The sequence below is a fragment of the Ensifer adhaerens genome (genome assembly GCF_028993555.1).
Classification (GTDB): domain Bacteria; phylum Pseudomonadota; class Alphaproteobacteria; order Rhizobiales; family Rhizobiaceae; genus Ensifer; species Ensifer adhaerens_I.
In genome coordinates this window covers 920,954-934,292 of the sequence record NZ_CP118610.1, presented here as the reverse complement: position 1 = coordinate 934,292, position 13,339 = coordinate 920,954, and the positions used below count along the sequence as shown (strand labels likewise).

Here is a 13,339-nt window from a genome sequence, read left to right as displayed (position 1 = left end):
TGCACCGGCTATCTCAGTTTGACGACGGTTCTGTGACAGTCAATCGGACCGCCGCTGATTCCCCAGCTCTTCGAGAACTTCGGACGCGAGTGCCCGGCTGAGCTTCGTTCCGCGAGAAAGCGCCAGATGGTCGATGCGCTCGACGATCGTCTGCGCCGCCTCGAGCGAGCGCTCCATGCGCTGAACGATGTAGCCTACCAGCCGCTCGTCAACGAAGAGCTGACGGTCGGCGAAAAGCTTGATCAGCACCTGCGTCAGCAACTCGTCATCCGGCTCGCCGATCTCGACGACGGTCGCCGCCTTCAGGCGCGAGCGCAGATCCGGCAACTTGACCGGCCAGGACATCGGCCAGAGCCGTGTCGTCATCAACAGGCCGGTGCCATGTTGGCGAACGTTGTTGATGACGTGGAACAGCGTGGTGTCGTCAAAGCCGGTGCGATCGGCATCCTCGAAGAGAACAGGCTTCTCCGCCGCGATCAGGGCCGCATCGGAACCAGCGAGCGGATGGATCGTCTCGGCCCCTGCCCGCTCTTTCCAGATGCCGGCAAGATGCGATTTGCCGGAACCGACCGGTCCGGCGATGATGACGACCGGCGACGGCCAGTCGGGCCAGTGATCGACGATGGCGATCGCAGCGCTCAGCCTGTCGGAGACGAGCAGATCCTCACGACCCGTCGCCGGGTCGTGGCCGAAGGCCAGGGGTATTTGTTCAAATGGGCGTTTTGTCATGCTGTACTCGGGACAATCGTCGGAAATCAGGCGGCCTTGTCGCTCTTCGCCTTCTTTTCCACGGCCTTGCCGTGCCCATGATAGAGGTCGCTATCAAGGTATCGCTGGATGCCGAAGCGGACAAGCACGCCAATGGCCGCCGCTGCCGGCACCGCCACCAGCAGACCGACGAAGCCGAAGAGCGCGCCGAAGGCAAGCAGGGCAAACATCAGCCAGACCGGATGAAGGCCGACGCTTTTGCCCACCAGCTTCGGCTGGAGGATGTTTCCCTCCATGAACTGGCCGCTGAAGAAGACTGCAAGCACAAGGCCGATCCAGAGGTAGTCCGGCCAGAACTGCACCAGGGCAACGCCGACGGCGAGCACGAGGCCGACCATGGATCCGACATAGGGAATGAAGCTGATCATGCCGGCAAAGAGGCCGATCAGCAGGCCGAAGTTGAGGCCGACCAGGGACAGGCCGATGCCGTAGTAGAGGCCAAGAATGACGCAGAGCGAGCCCTGCCCGCGCACGAAACCGGCGATCGTCGCGTTCATGTCGCGGGCGATCTGGCGCACATCCGAGACGTAGTCGCGCGGAACCCAGCTGTCGACCTTCTCGACCATCCGGTCCCAGTCGAGCAGAATATAGAAAGCGACGACGGGGGTAACGACCAGCAGCGAGATGACGTCAAGCAATGCCACGCCGGAGTTCCAGATCTGCTGGAAGAGCGTACCGACAAACGCGGCCGCCTGCTCCAGCAGCCTACCCGAACTCTGCTTGAGCGACGGCATCTGGCTCGCCAGCCAGTCCGGGATCAGTCGCGTCTGCGCCTCATTGACCAGCACCTGCAGCTTCGCCGCATAGCCCGGAATGTTGGCGATGAAATCCGAGGCCTGGCTGACGACAACAGGAATGATGACCATGAGTGCCAGCACGAAGACCACGACGAAGCCGACCAGGATCACGACCGTCGCCATCAGCCGGCTCAAGCCCAGCCGCTCGAGACGATCGGCCACCGGATCGAGGAAGTAGGCAAGCGCCATGCCGGCAAGGAACGGCAGCAGGATCGAGCTGAAAACCATGAGGAATGCAATGAAGGCGGCAAGCACCAGCAGCCAGAAGATGACCTGGCGCTGCAATCCGGAACCGCTGACCTTGATATCCATGACACTCCCTTTGGATCACGATGTTTAGGTCGGATCGACCTGAAATCATAAACGTGATCGTTTCTCGTAAGCGAGAGAGGGATGCGGGCGGCAAACCGCGCACACTTTTCCTCATCCCACTCTGGCGCGCCGCGCGCGCCGATCACGTATCACAACCCTTTAGAGGAGATAGGGGGCGGCGCGGGCGCCGGTCAAGTCCAACCGGGCGAGGCCACACGGTTTGGAGCCATGCTGTTCCGCTTCTACCGTGGGATATGGGCAAAATGTTGAAAAAACGCCGCCAATCCATGCTCTCGGCTTGCACTCCCTTGCCTGTCGTGCCAATCGCATCCGCAAAATACCTGTCGCACGACGAGCCTTGGAGAACGAGCATGAGCCAGTCGGGAAAGAACGGCCTCACCTATAGCGACGCGGGCGTGGATATCGACGCCGGCAACCTCATGGTCGAGAAGATCAAGCCGCATGTGCGATCGACGCGACGTCCAGGTGCCGATGGCGAGATCGGCGGCTTCGGCGGCCTCTTCGATCTGAAGGCGGCGGGTTTCACCGACCCGGTTCTGGTTGCTGCCAATGACGGCGTCGGCACCAAGCTGAAGATCGCCATCGACGCCAACAAGCATGATACCGTCGGCATCGACCTCGTCGCCATGTGCGTCAACGACCTGGTGGTCCAGGGCGCCGAACCGCTGTTCTTCCTCGACTACTTCGCAACCGGCAAGCTCGACCCCGATCAGGGTGCGGCCATCGTTGCCGGTATTGCCGCAGGCTGCCGCGAAGCGGGCTGTGCGCTGATCGGCGGCGAGACGGCCGAGATGCCCGGCATGTATTCGGGCGGCGACTACGACCTCGCCGGCTTCGCCGTCGGCGCCGCCGAGCGTGGTCAGTTGCTGCCGGCAGGCGACATCTCTGAAGGCGATGTCATCCTCGGCCTCGCCTCCTCAGGCGTCCATTCCAACGGCTACTCGCTGGTTCGCAAGATCGTCGCGCTCTCTGGCCTTGCCTGGGACGCGCCGGCGCCCTTCGGCGAGGGCACGCTTGCCGATCTCCTGATGACGCCGACACGCATCTACGTGAAGCCGCTTCTGAAGGCGATCCGCGAAACGGGCTCGATCAAGGCGCTCGCCCACATCACCGGCGGTGGCTTCCCCGAGAACATTCCGCGCGTGCTGCCGAAGCATCTCGCCGCCGAGATCGACCTTGATGCGATCAAGGCACCGAAGGTGTTCTCGTGGCTCGCCCAGACCGGTGGCGTCGCCGCCAACGAGATGCTGCGCACTTTCAATTGCGGCGTGGGCATGATCGTCGTCGTTCCGGCCGAGAAGGCCGCCGAAGTGTCCGCCGTCCTGACGGCAGAGGGCGAAACGGTGTTTTCGCTTGGCCGGATGGTCGCGCGCGCCGAAGGTGCAGCCGGCACGATCTACAAGGGCAGCCTCGCCCTATGACCAGCGCAGTGACGTCAGCGAAGAAGCGGGTCGTCGTCTTCATTTCGGGCGGCGGCTCCAACATGCTGGCGCTAGCAAAGGCCGCGGCCGAGCCGAGCTTTCCCGCCGAAATCGTCGCTGTTATCGCCGACAAGGCGGATGCCGGCGGCCTCGCCAAGGCGGCGGCACTGGGCATTGCCACGCGCAGCTTCCTGCGCAAGGATTTCGACAGCAAGGACGCGCACGAGGCTGCAATCCTTGCCGAGCTCGATCGCCTGTCGCCGGATATCATCTGCCTCGCCGGCTACATGCGGCTGCTCTCCGCCACCTTCATCCAGCGCCACGAAGGGCGGATCCTCAACATCCACCCCTCGCTGTTGCCGCTTTTCCCTGGCTTGCACACCCATCAACGGGCGATCGACGCCGGCATGAAGGTTGCCGGCTGCACCGTGCATTTCGTCACCGAAGGCATGGACGAAGGCCCGATCCTCGCCCAGGCAGTTGTGCCGGTTCTCCCCGAAGATACATCCGACAGCCTTGCAGCACGCGTGCTGACCGTCGAGCACCGCGCCTATCCGATGGCGCTTCGAATGATGGCCGAGGGCAAGGTGCGCATGGAAGGCGGCCGCGCCGTGAGCCGGAGCACTGCCGAAGCAAACGCTACGCTGATCTCGCCTGCCGCCTGAAGCAAGTCGTTACTTCGCCGATGCCAGCCTGCGATCGAGCGCATCGAGCACCCGCCGTGTCAGCGCCGGATAGTCCTCGTCGAAGTGGTGACCACCGTCGATGCCGATGACGTCGACGCCGGTGCCCTTCAGTTCAGGGCAGGCATCGTCCTCTTCGTCGGTTCCGTAGATGCATTGCACCAGCGCCGGATCGATGCGTTTGATGTCGTCGAGCGGATCGCCACCCTTGCCATCGCCTTCCGCACCCAGCCAGCCGAGCACCGAGACCTTGTAATCGACCATGTGCGACAGCGCCATCAGCGTCACTTGGCGGACATGCGCCTTTTCGCCTGACGGCAGCAGGTTGAAGGTTCGCGGCAGGACGTCGGCACCGAAGGAATAGCCGATCAGTAGCACGTTGCGGACGTTCCAGTGCTTGCGGTAGTAGCTCATCACCTTGGCGAGATCGTCCGCCGTCGCCTGGGGATCGCGTTCCGACCAGAAGTAATGCAGGGAATCGAAGCCGACAACGGGCACACCCTGCTGCTGGAGCACGTCGCCGACCTCCTTGTCGATGTCGCGCCAGCCACCGTCACCCGAATAGATCACCGCCATCGTATCACGCGTCGGCTTGGCATCGAGAATGGTCAGCGGCAGGCCGAACGGGTTGCCGGCGTCGCTCTCGCTGTCGATGATATCCGAGAGGTGATCGGACAATGCCGTGATGGCGTCGTCGTCGCTGTCTTCCTGATCGACATCCGCATGCTTCGCGATGAGCGCCGCCACATGCGAACGCCCATCCGCGGAGGCTGCCGGCGAGAAGACGACGGAGACCGGATCCGGCAAGGCGCCGTCGGTCAGCCCATAGACCATGCGGTCGCCTTTTTTCACCTTGTCGGCTGGCGTGCAGAGCTGTTTCTTGAGCGCGATGCCCTCCTCCGGATCCACCGCCAGCGTCTGGCCGATCGTGGCGGGCGGCGTCTGGGCGGCAATCGCGAGCGCCATGGCGCCACCGGCGCCGACGCCGGCAACGATCGGCAGTTGGTAGGCATCGCTGCCGACGGCGCGCTGCACCTGCTGGCTAAGCGACTCGATGTCGGAGACCATGTAGATGCAGTCGCCGTCGTCCTTGGCGAGCGAGGCGAGATAGGCCTTTAGATCGATACCGATGACGACAGTCTTGTCACCGGTCAGCGCATCGGCCACCGCCTGCTCCTTGTCCGTCCAGCCGGAAGCATCCGAAAGCAGAACGACAAGTGCGGCCGCCTTTTCCTTGGGCAGCATGATGCGTGGCGAGGGGATCATTCCGGTATCATAGCTCTTCGGCGCGCCTTCCGCGACAGCGGGAAGAATGGAAGCCGAAAGCAGCAGCGCCGCCGAGGTGAGGCATTTCCAGGCGTTCGCGACACGGATCATTTCTTCACCACTCCCTTGAGACCGCCGCCGATCAGGAATGTCGCATCCATCAAGGCGAGGATCGGATTGATGCCGCCACTGGCGACAAGATAGCGCGGTTGCCACTGCGGATGAAACTTCGACTTGAAGGCACGCAAGCCCTTGAAGTTGTAGAAGCGCTCGCCGTGCTCGAAGAAGGTACGGCCGGCCCGGTCCCACACCGGCGCGATCTGGCGCGTCGACATGCCGGATAGTGGCGCCATGCCGAGATTGAAGGCGCGAAAGCCCTCTGCCTTCAAGTATTCCATCACCTGAGCAAAGAGGAAATCCATGGCACCCTTGGGCGCATCCGGAGAGAAGCGCATCAGATCGACGGTCCCCTCCTCCTTCGTCCCGGTCACGAGGATGTTGGCGAAGGCGACGATGCGCCCATTGCATGTGAGGATCGCCACCGGCTGCTCGGCCAGGTAATCCGGATCGAAGGCGCCGAGCGAAAAGCCCTTCTCCTTGGCATTGTGGTGCGCAAGCCAGGCATCGGAAACCGCTGTCAGGTCGGCCATGACTTCAGGAACGTCACCGGGCTGCACAACGCGAAACTCGAGCCCGTCGCGCTGGGCGCGGCTGACCTGCTGGCGCAGGTTCGCCCACTTGCCGCCCTTCATCTCGAAACGGGCGAGATCGACGCGCGCCAGTTCGCCGAGCCGGAAGGCACGCAACCCCGCGTCGGCGTAATAGGCGAGCCCTTCGGCCGAAACTTGATAGAAAACCGCGCGGCAGCCGGCAGCCCGTGCCTTCTCGATGAAATGCCAGATGAGCTCCGGCCAGGCGTCGATCGGGCCGACCGGATCAAAGAGCGCGATCCAGGAACGGGCGCGCTGGCCGTACATGATGAAAGCCCGCCGGTCGGCAGAGAACAGGATGCTCTTGTCGCCCATGCGCACAAGATTGGCGTCGGACATGTCCTGCGCCTCGACGATCGCCAGGGCCCGCTCCATCGCATCGTCGGAAGCGGGCTCCGCCGCCCCGGTCGCCGGGCGCATCAGGCTCCAGATCGCAAGCATGCTGGCACCGATGCTGACGCCCAGCAGCGCCCGCAACCCACGCGGCGCTTCGGCAGAGAATTCGAACTGCCACCAGAGCTCGTGGCTGTACTCGACATCGCGGTAGACGAAGAGCAGGACGACCAGCGCGCCCAGGCAGATAACGCCGAGCGCCGTCAGCCACGGTACGGTCAGCGCCTGGCCGAAGAGCGACGCGGGTCGAACGAACAGGCGTCGACTGACGATCAATCCCAGGAGGAAGAAGGCGAGCATTCCCGCTTCCACCACCGCGACGGCCTTGATCAACGACAACAGAAGCGCTGCGATCGCAATCGCGATCGACGCCCACCAGGCGCCATCGAGGCGCAGAGCAAGGCCGCGGGAGACGACGACGAGCGCCAGTCCGAGCAGGCTTGCAAGGAAATGGGCGCCTTCGACGATCGGCAAGGGCAGCAGGCTTTCCAGGAAAGCCAGGTTTTCGTCCGGGGTCGGCGTCACGCTTGAAAGCACCAGCATGATCGCCAGCACGATGCCGAGCGTCGCCAGCAGCAGCGGCGTCATGCGGCCGCCGATGCGCCGCACGCTGGAGGCGACCGGATGGCCGGAAAGCTGCCGAAGTTCGATGCCGATAACGACGGCGATCGCGATCACCAGCGGCAGCACGTGATAGATCACGCGATAGAGCACCAGCGCGCCGAGGATGGTGTCGACATCGGTATTGTGACCGAGCGTCGCGATGATGATCGTCTCGAAGACGCCGAGGCCGGCCGGAACATGGCTGAGAACACCGACGCCAACGGCAAGCGAGTAGACGGCGAGGAACGCCGGCCAGCCGATGGTGCCTGTCGGCAGGAGCACGTAGAGGACGGTCGCCGAAGCGGCGAGATCGAGCGCCGTCACCAGGAACTGGCGCGAGACCGTGCGTGAATCCGGCAAGCGTAATGTCAGGCGTCCGAGGCTGACCTCGCGGCCGTCGCGTGCAAGGAAGAATACGGTGAACAAACCGCCGAGGATGACGACGGCGATCAGGCGCAGGAACAGGGGATCAAGCCCAGTCATCGGCGCCACATACTCGCCGACGGCCAGTAGGCTGAGGCAGGTCACAGTCAGAAGCCCGAGCCCGAAGGCGAGCGTCACGAAGGCTATGATCCGGGCAATGTTTTCCGGCTCGATGCCGAGGCGGGAATAGGAGCGGTAGCGGATCGCACCACCACTCAAGGCTCCGAATCCGGCGGTATTGCCAACCGCATAGGCGCAAGCGGCCGTCAGCGCCACATCGGCATAGGGCAACTTTCGCCTTACGTAGTCGAGCGCACTGACGTCATAGAAGGTCAGCGCCAGGAAGCTTATGGCCGTGAAGAACACCGCTGCCGCGACTGCCGCCCACGGCGTGTCCGCCAGCGCTTGTACGACTTCATCGTACTGAACTTCGGATGTCAGATGAAAGATCGCGAAGCCGAAGAGAGCGATCACAAATAGCGTACCGGCGGCCGAAAGATAGCGACGGTTGCGGCGCAGGAAGGAGATCCAGCCTCCCTCCGCCTGCTGCTCGTCGTCGGTTGCGCTTTCCGAAAGGGAGGATGTCATGGGGCGCCCATGTCGATGATGAGAACATCAGCGCTTTAGCTTACCCGATACGGATCAAAAAGTGAAATATCCGTAATAAATTATCTTCTTATAAAACAATGATTTAGCCGATGAACTCGTTGCGGTTGAGCTTTGCCCATTGCAACAGCATGATCGTCTTGGCGTCGCAGATCTCGCCGGTCGTGATCATGGCGAAGGCCCGATCGAGCGGTATTTCGAGAACTTCGATGTCCTCTCCCTCATGCGCAAGCCCGCCGCCATCCCCACGCTTTTCCGTGACGTCGATGCGGCCGACGAAAAAGCTCGTGCGTTCGGTGAGCGCGCCCGGGCTCATATAAGCATCGAAAAGGTGGGTGGCGCCTTCGACATGGTAGCCGGTCTCTTCCAATGCCTCGCGGGCGATCGCGACTTCCGGCGTATCATCGTCCAGCAACCCGGCCACCGCTTCGATCATATAGGCCTGGTCCCCCTGCAGGAGCACGGGAACGCGCAACTGTCGCACCAGCACCACGCTTTGCCGCTTGGTGTCGACGAGCAGGATGGTCGCGGCACTGCCATGATCGTGGACCTCGCGCTTCAGCGTCGCGGTTACGCCGCTCGACATGTCCTGTTCGAGGGTCACTTCCTCAAGATGGATGAACCCGTCCCAAAGCGTGCGGCGACCGATGATCCTGACGCGCGGATCGTGATGTTTGCTCATGCGAAACCCTTCGTTGGCGGGGCGATCCAGCCGCTCCTGCCTCTAGAGCATCCCGCTTTCAAGTGGAAGCATTTGAAGCGGAAAGATGTTCTACAATCAAAGTGCTAGAGCGTCCCTTATGCGTTCGTCCGAACGCACGGCGCTCTAGTGAACGTGTTCCATTGCCGCGCGGTCCTCGCGCTCCATCTGCAATGTCGTGTGGTGCAGGTCGAATTGCTGGCGCAGCCGCTCTTCGATCGCCCGGCGCACGGCTTCGCCATCGGCGCCCTCGGCGAGCACCGCATGGGCGGTCAGCGACGGCTGGCTCTGGGTGATTGCCCAGAGGTGAAGATCGTGCACCGAGGTAACACCGGGCACGGCGGCGATCGTCGCATGGACATCGGCAAGCCGCATGCCCGGTGGCACGCCCTCGAGCAGGATGTTGACGCACTCCTTGAGCAACACCCAGGTGCGCGGGAAGACCATGAAGCCGATGCCGACGGCGAGCAGTGAATCCACCCATTGCCAGCCGGTGAACCAGATGACCGCTGCAGCGACGATGACGGCGAGCGAGCCGAGCATGTCGGACCAGACCTCGAGATAGGCGCCCTTGACGTTGAGGCTCTCGTCCTTGTGGCCCGTCAGGAGCCGCATCGAGGCGAGATTGACGAAGAGGCCGATCACGGCGATCACCAGCATCCCGCCCGACTGGATCTCCTGCGGCTCCGAAAGGCGCTTCCAGGCTTCATAGAGAATGTAGAAAGCAACAGCGAGCAAGAGCAGCGCGTTGAAGGCAGCAGCCAGGATTTCGAAACGCGCGTAGCCATAGGTGCGCAGCAGGTCGGACGGGCGGCGGCCCACATGGATTGCGACGAGCGCGATCGCCAGCGCCGCCGTGTCGGTCAACATGTGCATGGCGTCGGAAATCAACGCCAGACTGCCGGTCAGGACGCCGCCGACGACTTCCGCCAGCATGAAGCCGCCGGTCAGGCCAAGCGACGCCCAGAGCCTCGAAACCGGCGTACTGCTGACATCTGCATGGTGGTGGTCGCCGCTCATGAAGGGTTCCGTCTGCCGTTGAACAACCTGATTTAGCGCGCCGGCCTGACCCAGATCCTGTTGTCGTGGAAGGCGGCGCCGCCATAGGGTGCCACCGCGTCGGCACCGGTCAGCACGTTGATCCCTTCTCCGTCGAGATGAGCGCCGTTCGGCCAGAGCCCTTCGGCGATCACGACGCCGCGACGCGTTCCCCCGCCGATCTTCGCATGCAGGCGGATCTCACCGCGCTGGTTGCCAAGCTGAACGACATCGCCGTCGGCGATGCCGAGCGCCTCGGCATCGTCCGCATGGAGCATCACTTCCGGGCGCACTTCCTTCTGGATGGAGGACGGCGTCTCGGCGAAGGTCGAATTGAGGAAGGATCGGGCCGGCGAGGTTGCGAGACGAAAGGGATGCTCGGCGTCGGCGACCTCGATCAGATCGACGTGATCGGGGAACTCCGGCAATTCTGCGTGCGGCCCTTGAATGCCCATGGATTTCGGCGGCCGGTTCGGCGCGGGCGTTCCCGTCCAGTCCGCCCTGAAGCGGAACTTGCCGTCGGGGTGACCGAACCCCTTGAGATAATGAGCCTCGTCGAAGCCCGGCTGGCAGTCCAGCCACTTCTCTTGTCTCATCTCCTCGTAGCCAATGCCGTAATTGGCAAGCAGCCGGTCGATATGCTGGCGCTCCGTCAGGCCGAAGCCGGCATGGTCGGTAACGCCGAGGCGCTTGGCCAGTTCCTCGATGACGAAGAGATTGGTGCGCACAGTCGAGGGCGGTTCCACCACCTTGGGGCCGATCAGGATGTGCTGGTGGCCACCGCCGCGATAGAGATCGTCATGTTCGAGGAACATGGTGGCCGGCAGCACGATATCGGCAACGGCCGCCGTATCGGTCATGAATTGCTCGTGCACGGCGACGAACAGGTCGTCTCGCAGGAAGCCACGCTTCACCAGACGCTGCTCCGGCGCGACATTCACCGGATTGGTGTTCTGGATCAGCATCGCCGTCACCGGACCACGGTGGCGCAGCGCCTCGGCGTCACCGGTCAGCACACGACCGATCTGCGACTGGTCGAGCATGCGTACATCCGGATCGTGGAAGGCCGAGCCGATCAGCTCGCGCTTGTCGAGCTTGAAGATATCGTTGTTGGAGTGGAAGGCGCCACCGCCCTCGTGCTTCCAGGAGCCGAGAACCGTCGCCACCGAGGCTGCCGCATGAATGGCGACAGACCCGTTGCGCTGGCGGGTAAAGCCGTAGCCGAGGCGGAAATAGGTGCGCGGCGTCGTACCGACGAGCCTGGCGAAGGATTCGATTTCGTCGACCGCAAGACCGGTGATGGCAGACGCCCATTCCGGCCCGCGCGACTGGAGATGTGCTTCGAGACCGGCCGGGTCGTCGGCGAACTCGGCCATGTAGGCCCGGTCGGCGTAGCCGTCGCGGAAGGCGATGTGCATCACGGCGCAGGCGAGCGCGGCGTCGGTGCCGGGTTTCAACACCAGCCCCATATCCGCCTGCTTGACCGTCGGATTGTCGTAGACATCGATGACGACGATCTTGGCGCCGCGGTCCTTGCGGGCCTTGACCGCATGCGTCATCACATTGACCTGGGTTGCGACCGCGTTCGTACCCCAGATCACCACGCAATCGGCCTTTGCCATCTCGCGCGGGTCGGGGCCGCGCAGGGCGCCGGTGGCCATGGAGAAGCCGGTCCAGGCCATATTGGTGCAGATCGAGCCGAAGAAGCCCGAATAGCGCTTGGCATGGCGCAGCCGATCGATCGAGTCGCGCTGCACCTGTCCCATGGTGCCGGCATAGAAGTACGGCCAGATAGCCTCAGCCCCGTGCCTCTGCTCGGCGCGAATAAACTGATCGGCGATCTCGTCGAGTGCCGTTTCCCAGCTCACTTCCTGCCAGCTGCCCTCGCCCTTGGCGCCCTTGCGGCGCTGCGGCACCATGAGACGGCCCGGATGATAGATGCGCTCGGAGTAGCGCGCCACCTTGGCGCAGATCACACCGGCGGTGTAGGTGTTAGCGGAAGCGCCACGCACGCGGCCGATCCGCCCTTCGGCGGTCAGGTCCACCTCCAGCGCGCAAGCGGAGGGACAGTCGTGCGGACAGACCGAATGACCGATCGATTTTTCTGCTTTGATGGGGGTCGCAACGTTCATGGCTTTTCTATATGGCATCGACAAACGGGCTCAAAGAGCCAATCGTCCACCCATCGAAACAATTGATCGGGGCCATCGGCGGCGCTCATGAACTATCGGCACATCTACCACGCGGGCAATTTTGCCGACGTCCTGAAGCACGCGGTGCTGGCACGCCTCGTCACCTATCTCCAACAGAAGGAGAAGCCCTTTCGCGTGCTCGATACCCATGCCGGCATCGGGTTATACGATCTCTCCAGCGAAGAAGCGCAGAAGACCGGAGAATGGCGCGAGGGCATCGGCCGGCTTCTTGAGGGCGATCTGCCCGCCGAAATCGCGGCCATCCTCGCCCCCTATCTGGCGTCTGTCCGCACACTTAATCCTGGCGCCGAACTGACGCTCTATCCCGGCTCGCCGAAGCTCGCCCGCATGCTCTTCCGTCTGCAGGACCGGCTGTCTGCGATGGAACTGCATCCGGACGACTACGAAACGCTACACCGGCTCTTCGACGGCGACTTCCAGAGTCGGATCACAGAGCTCGACGGCTGGCTCGCACTCGGCGCCCACCTGCCGCCGAAAGAGAAGCGCGGGCTGATCCTCGTCGATCCACCCTTCGAAAAGGAAGGCGAGTACGAGCGCCTCGCCGATGGCCTGGCGCGCGCCTATCGGCGCTTTTCCGGCGGCATCTATTGCCTCTGGTATCCCTTGAAGCAGGGGGCACCGATCAAGGCTTTCCATGAAGCACTGAAAGCGCTCGAGATTCCGAAGATGCTCTGCGCCGAACTGTCGGTCCGCAGTGACCGCGAAACCACGGGTCTTTCGGGCTCCGGTCTCATCATCGTCAACCCGCCCTTCACGCTGAAGGGCGAACTCGATCTGCTGCTTCCGTTCCTGAAAGCACGCCTGGCGCAGGATCGCTTCGCCTCGACCCGCTGCTTCTGGCTGCGCGGCGAAGAACAGGCAACCCGAGGGGCTTGACGGACGGGCGCGACACACCGCAATCTCGTGTGACGATATAGGGAGACGCCCATGACTCGCACGCTCGCAGCAACGCTTCTCATCTCGCTTTCCCTCGCCGGCGCCGCGGCGCCGGGCGCTATGGCCGCCGATTACATCGGCGAGGCTCCAGCCCAGTCCTACTACGATACCGGCGTTTGCAGCGAGGCGTCGGTGCTCGGCTTCATCACCTCCCGCTTCGAATACCGGGATGCGAATTATCTCCACGCCAATCTGTCAATCGCCGAGATCCGCAACACGGGACAAAGCAGGCAGGAGCTCCGCGACGAGACGCACCTGGTCGAACGCGAATATTGCCGCGCCACCGCCGTGATGACGGACGGCTATCAGCGTTCGCTATACTATGTCATCGAACGCCCCTGGGGCTTTGCTGGTGTCGGCCGCAGCATCGAGTTCTGCGTCGGCGGGCTTGATCCCTGGTACGTTTACGGCGCCCACTGCGCATCGCTTCAATAGGCATGGCGCAACTC

Annotated in this window: 11 protein-coding genes; 4 read left to right on the top strand and 7 right to left on the bottom strand. The window is 63.2% G+C overall.

The window, feature by feature from the left end:
* Positions 1-39: 39 nt before the first annotated feature.
* On the bottom strand, positions 40-729 hold the full coding sequence (hdaA, locus tag PWG15_RS04450) for a DnaA regulatory inactivator HdaA (RefSeq protein ID WP_275023301.1): 690 nt from the start codon (positions 727-729) through the stop codon (positions 40-42).
* 26 nt (positions 730-755) lie between these two features.
* Positions 756-1,877, bottom strand: coding sequence for an AI-2E family transporter (locus PWG15_RS04445; protein WP_275023300.1), 1,122 nt, complete (start codon positions 1,875-1,877; stop codon positions 756-758).
* A 371-nt stretch (positions 1,878-2,248) separates the two neighbouring features.
* Between PWG15_RS04445 and purM the strand changes: the two genes are divergently transcribed.
* A complete protein-coding gene (purM, locus tag PWG15_RS04440) occupies positions 2,249-3,319 on the top strand; it encodes a phosphoribosylformylglycinamidine cyclo-ligase (protein ID WP_275023299.1) in 1,071 nt (356 codons plus the stop codon).
* On the top strand, positions 3,316-3,984 hold the full coding sequence (gene purN / locus PWG15_RS04435; protein ID WP_275023298.1) for a phosphoribosylglycinamide formyltransferase: 669 nt from the start codon (positions 3,316-3,318) through the stop codon (positions 3,982-3,984). The genes purM and purN overlap by 4 nt, the downstream gene beginning before the upstream one ends.
* Positions 3,985-3,993: 9 nt before the next feature.
* On the opposite strand, the gene PWG15_RS04430 is transcribed toward purN, so the two are convergent.
* The 5 genes from PWG15_RS04430 to PWG15_RS04410 all read right to left on the bottom strand — a co-directional run bounded on the left by PWG15_RS04430 (position 3,994) and on the right by PWG15_RS04410 (position 11,891).
* Complete coding sequence (locus PWG15_RS04430; RefSeq protein ID WP_275023297.1) at positions 3,994-5,379, bottom strand: virulence factor family protein; 1,386 nt, start codon at positions 5,377-5,379, stop codon at positions 3,994-3,996.
* Positions 5,376-7,985 (bottom strand): bifunctional lysylphosphatidylglycerol flippase/synthetase MprF, encoded by a 2,610-nt coding sequence (mprF, locus tag PWG15_RS04425; protein ID WP_275023296.1) that lies wholly within the window; start codon positions 7,983-7,985, stop codon positions 5,376-5,378. Before mprF ends, PWG15_RS04430 begins: the two co-directional genes overlap by 4 nt.
* Positions 7,986-8,088: 103 nt before the next feature.
* Complete coding sequence (locus tag PWG15_RS04420) at positions 8,089-8,685, bottom strand: NUDIX domain-containing protein (protein WP_275023295.1); 597 nt, start codon at positions 8,683-8,685, stop codon at positions 8,089-8,091.
* A 144-nt stretch (positions 8,686-8,829) separates the two neighbouring features.
* Positions 8,830-9,723 carry a cation diffusion facilitator family transporter gene (locus tag PWG15_RS04415; RefSeq protein WP_275023294.1) on the bottom strand — a complete coding sequence of 298 codons (894 nt, stop codon included), beginning with the start codon at positions 9,721-9,723 and terminating at the stop codon, positions 8,830-8,832.
* A gap of 32 nt (positions 9,724-9,755) precedes the next feature.
* Entirely contained in the window at positions 9,756-11,891 is a 2,136-nt protein-coding gene (locus PWG15_RS04410) for a molybdopterin-containing oxidoreductase family protein (RefSeq protein ID WP_275023293.1), read from the bottom strand.
* Between the two features lie 69 nt (positions 11,892-11,960).
* Between PWG15_RS04410 and PWG15_RS04405 the strand changes: the two genes are divergently transcribed.
* Both PWG15_RS04405 and PWG15_RS04400 read left to right on the top strand, forming a co-directional pair.
* Complete coding sequence (locus PWG15_RS04405; protein ID WP_275023292.1) at positions 11,961-12,830, top strand: 23S rRNA (adenine(2030)-N(6))-methyltransferase RlmJ; 870 nt, start codon at positions 11,961-11,963, stop codon at positions 12,828-12,830.
* A gap of 51 nt (positions 12,831-12,881) precedes the next feature.
* Positions 12,882-13,325, top strand: a complete 444-nt coding sequence (locus PWG15_RS04400) for a hypothetical protein (protein ID WP_275023291.1) — start codon at positions 12,882-12,884, stop codon at positions 13,323-13,325.
* Positions 13,326-13,339 lie beyond the last annotated feature (14 nt).

Coding starts and splice junctions, on each gene's coding strand:
- PWG15_RS04430 (WP_275023297.1), bottom strand. CDS start 5,379: ATGATCCGTGTCGCGAACGCCTGGAAATGCCTCACCTCGGCGGCGCTG.
- PWG15_RS04410 (WP_275023293.1), bottom strand. CDS start 11,891: ATGCCATATAGAAAAGCCATGAACGTTGCGACCCCCATCAAAGCAGAA.
- PWG15_RS04405 (WP_275023292.1), top strand. CDS start 11,961: ATGAACTATCGGCACATCTACCACGCGGGCAATTTTGCCGACGTCCTG.
- PWG15_RS04415 (WP_275023294.1), bottom strand. CDS start 9,723: ATGAGCGGCGACCACCACCATGCAGATGTCAGCAGTACGCCGGTTTCG.
- hdaA (WP_275023301.1), bottom strand. CDS start 729: ATGACAAAACGCCCATTTGAACAAATACCCCTGGCCTTCGGCCACGAC.
- PWG15_RS04420 (WP_275023295.1), bottom strand. CDS start 8,685: ATGAGCAAACATCACGATCCGCGCGTCAGGATCATCGGTCGCCGCACG.
- PWG15_RS04400 (WP_275023291.1), top strand. CDS start 12,882: ATGACTCGCACGCTCGCAGCAACGCTTCTCATCTCGCTTTCCCTCGCC.
- mprF (WP_275023296.1), bottom strand. CDS start 7,985: ATGACATCCTCCCTTTCGGAAAGCGCAACCGACGACGAGCAGCAGGCG.
- PWG15_RS04445 (WP_275023300.1), bottom strand. CDS start 1,877: ATGGATATCAAGGTCAGCGGTTCCGGATTGCAGCGCCAGGTCATCTTC.
- purN (WP_275023298.1), top strand. CDS start 3,316: ATGACCAGCGCAGTGACGTCAGCGAAGAAGCGGGTCGTCGTCTTCATT.
- purM (WP_275023299.1), top strand. CDS start 2,249: ATGAGCCAGTCGGGAAAGAACGGCCTCACCTATAGCGACGCGGGCGTG.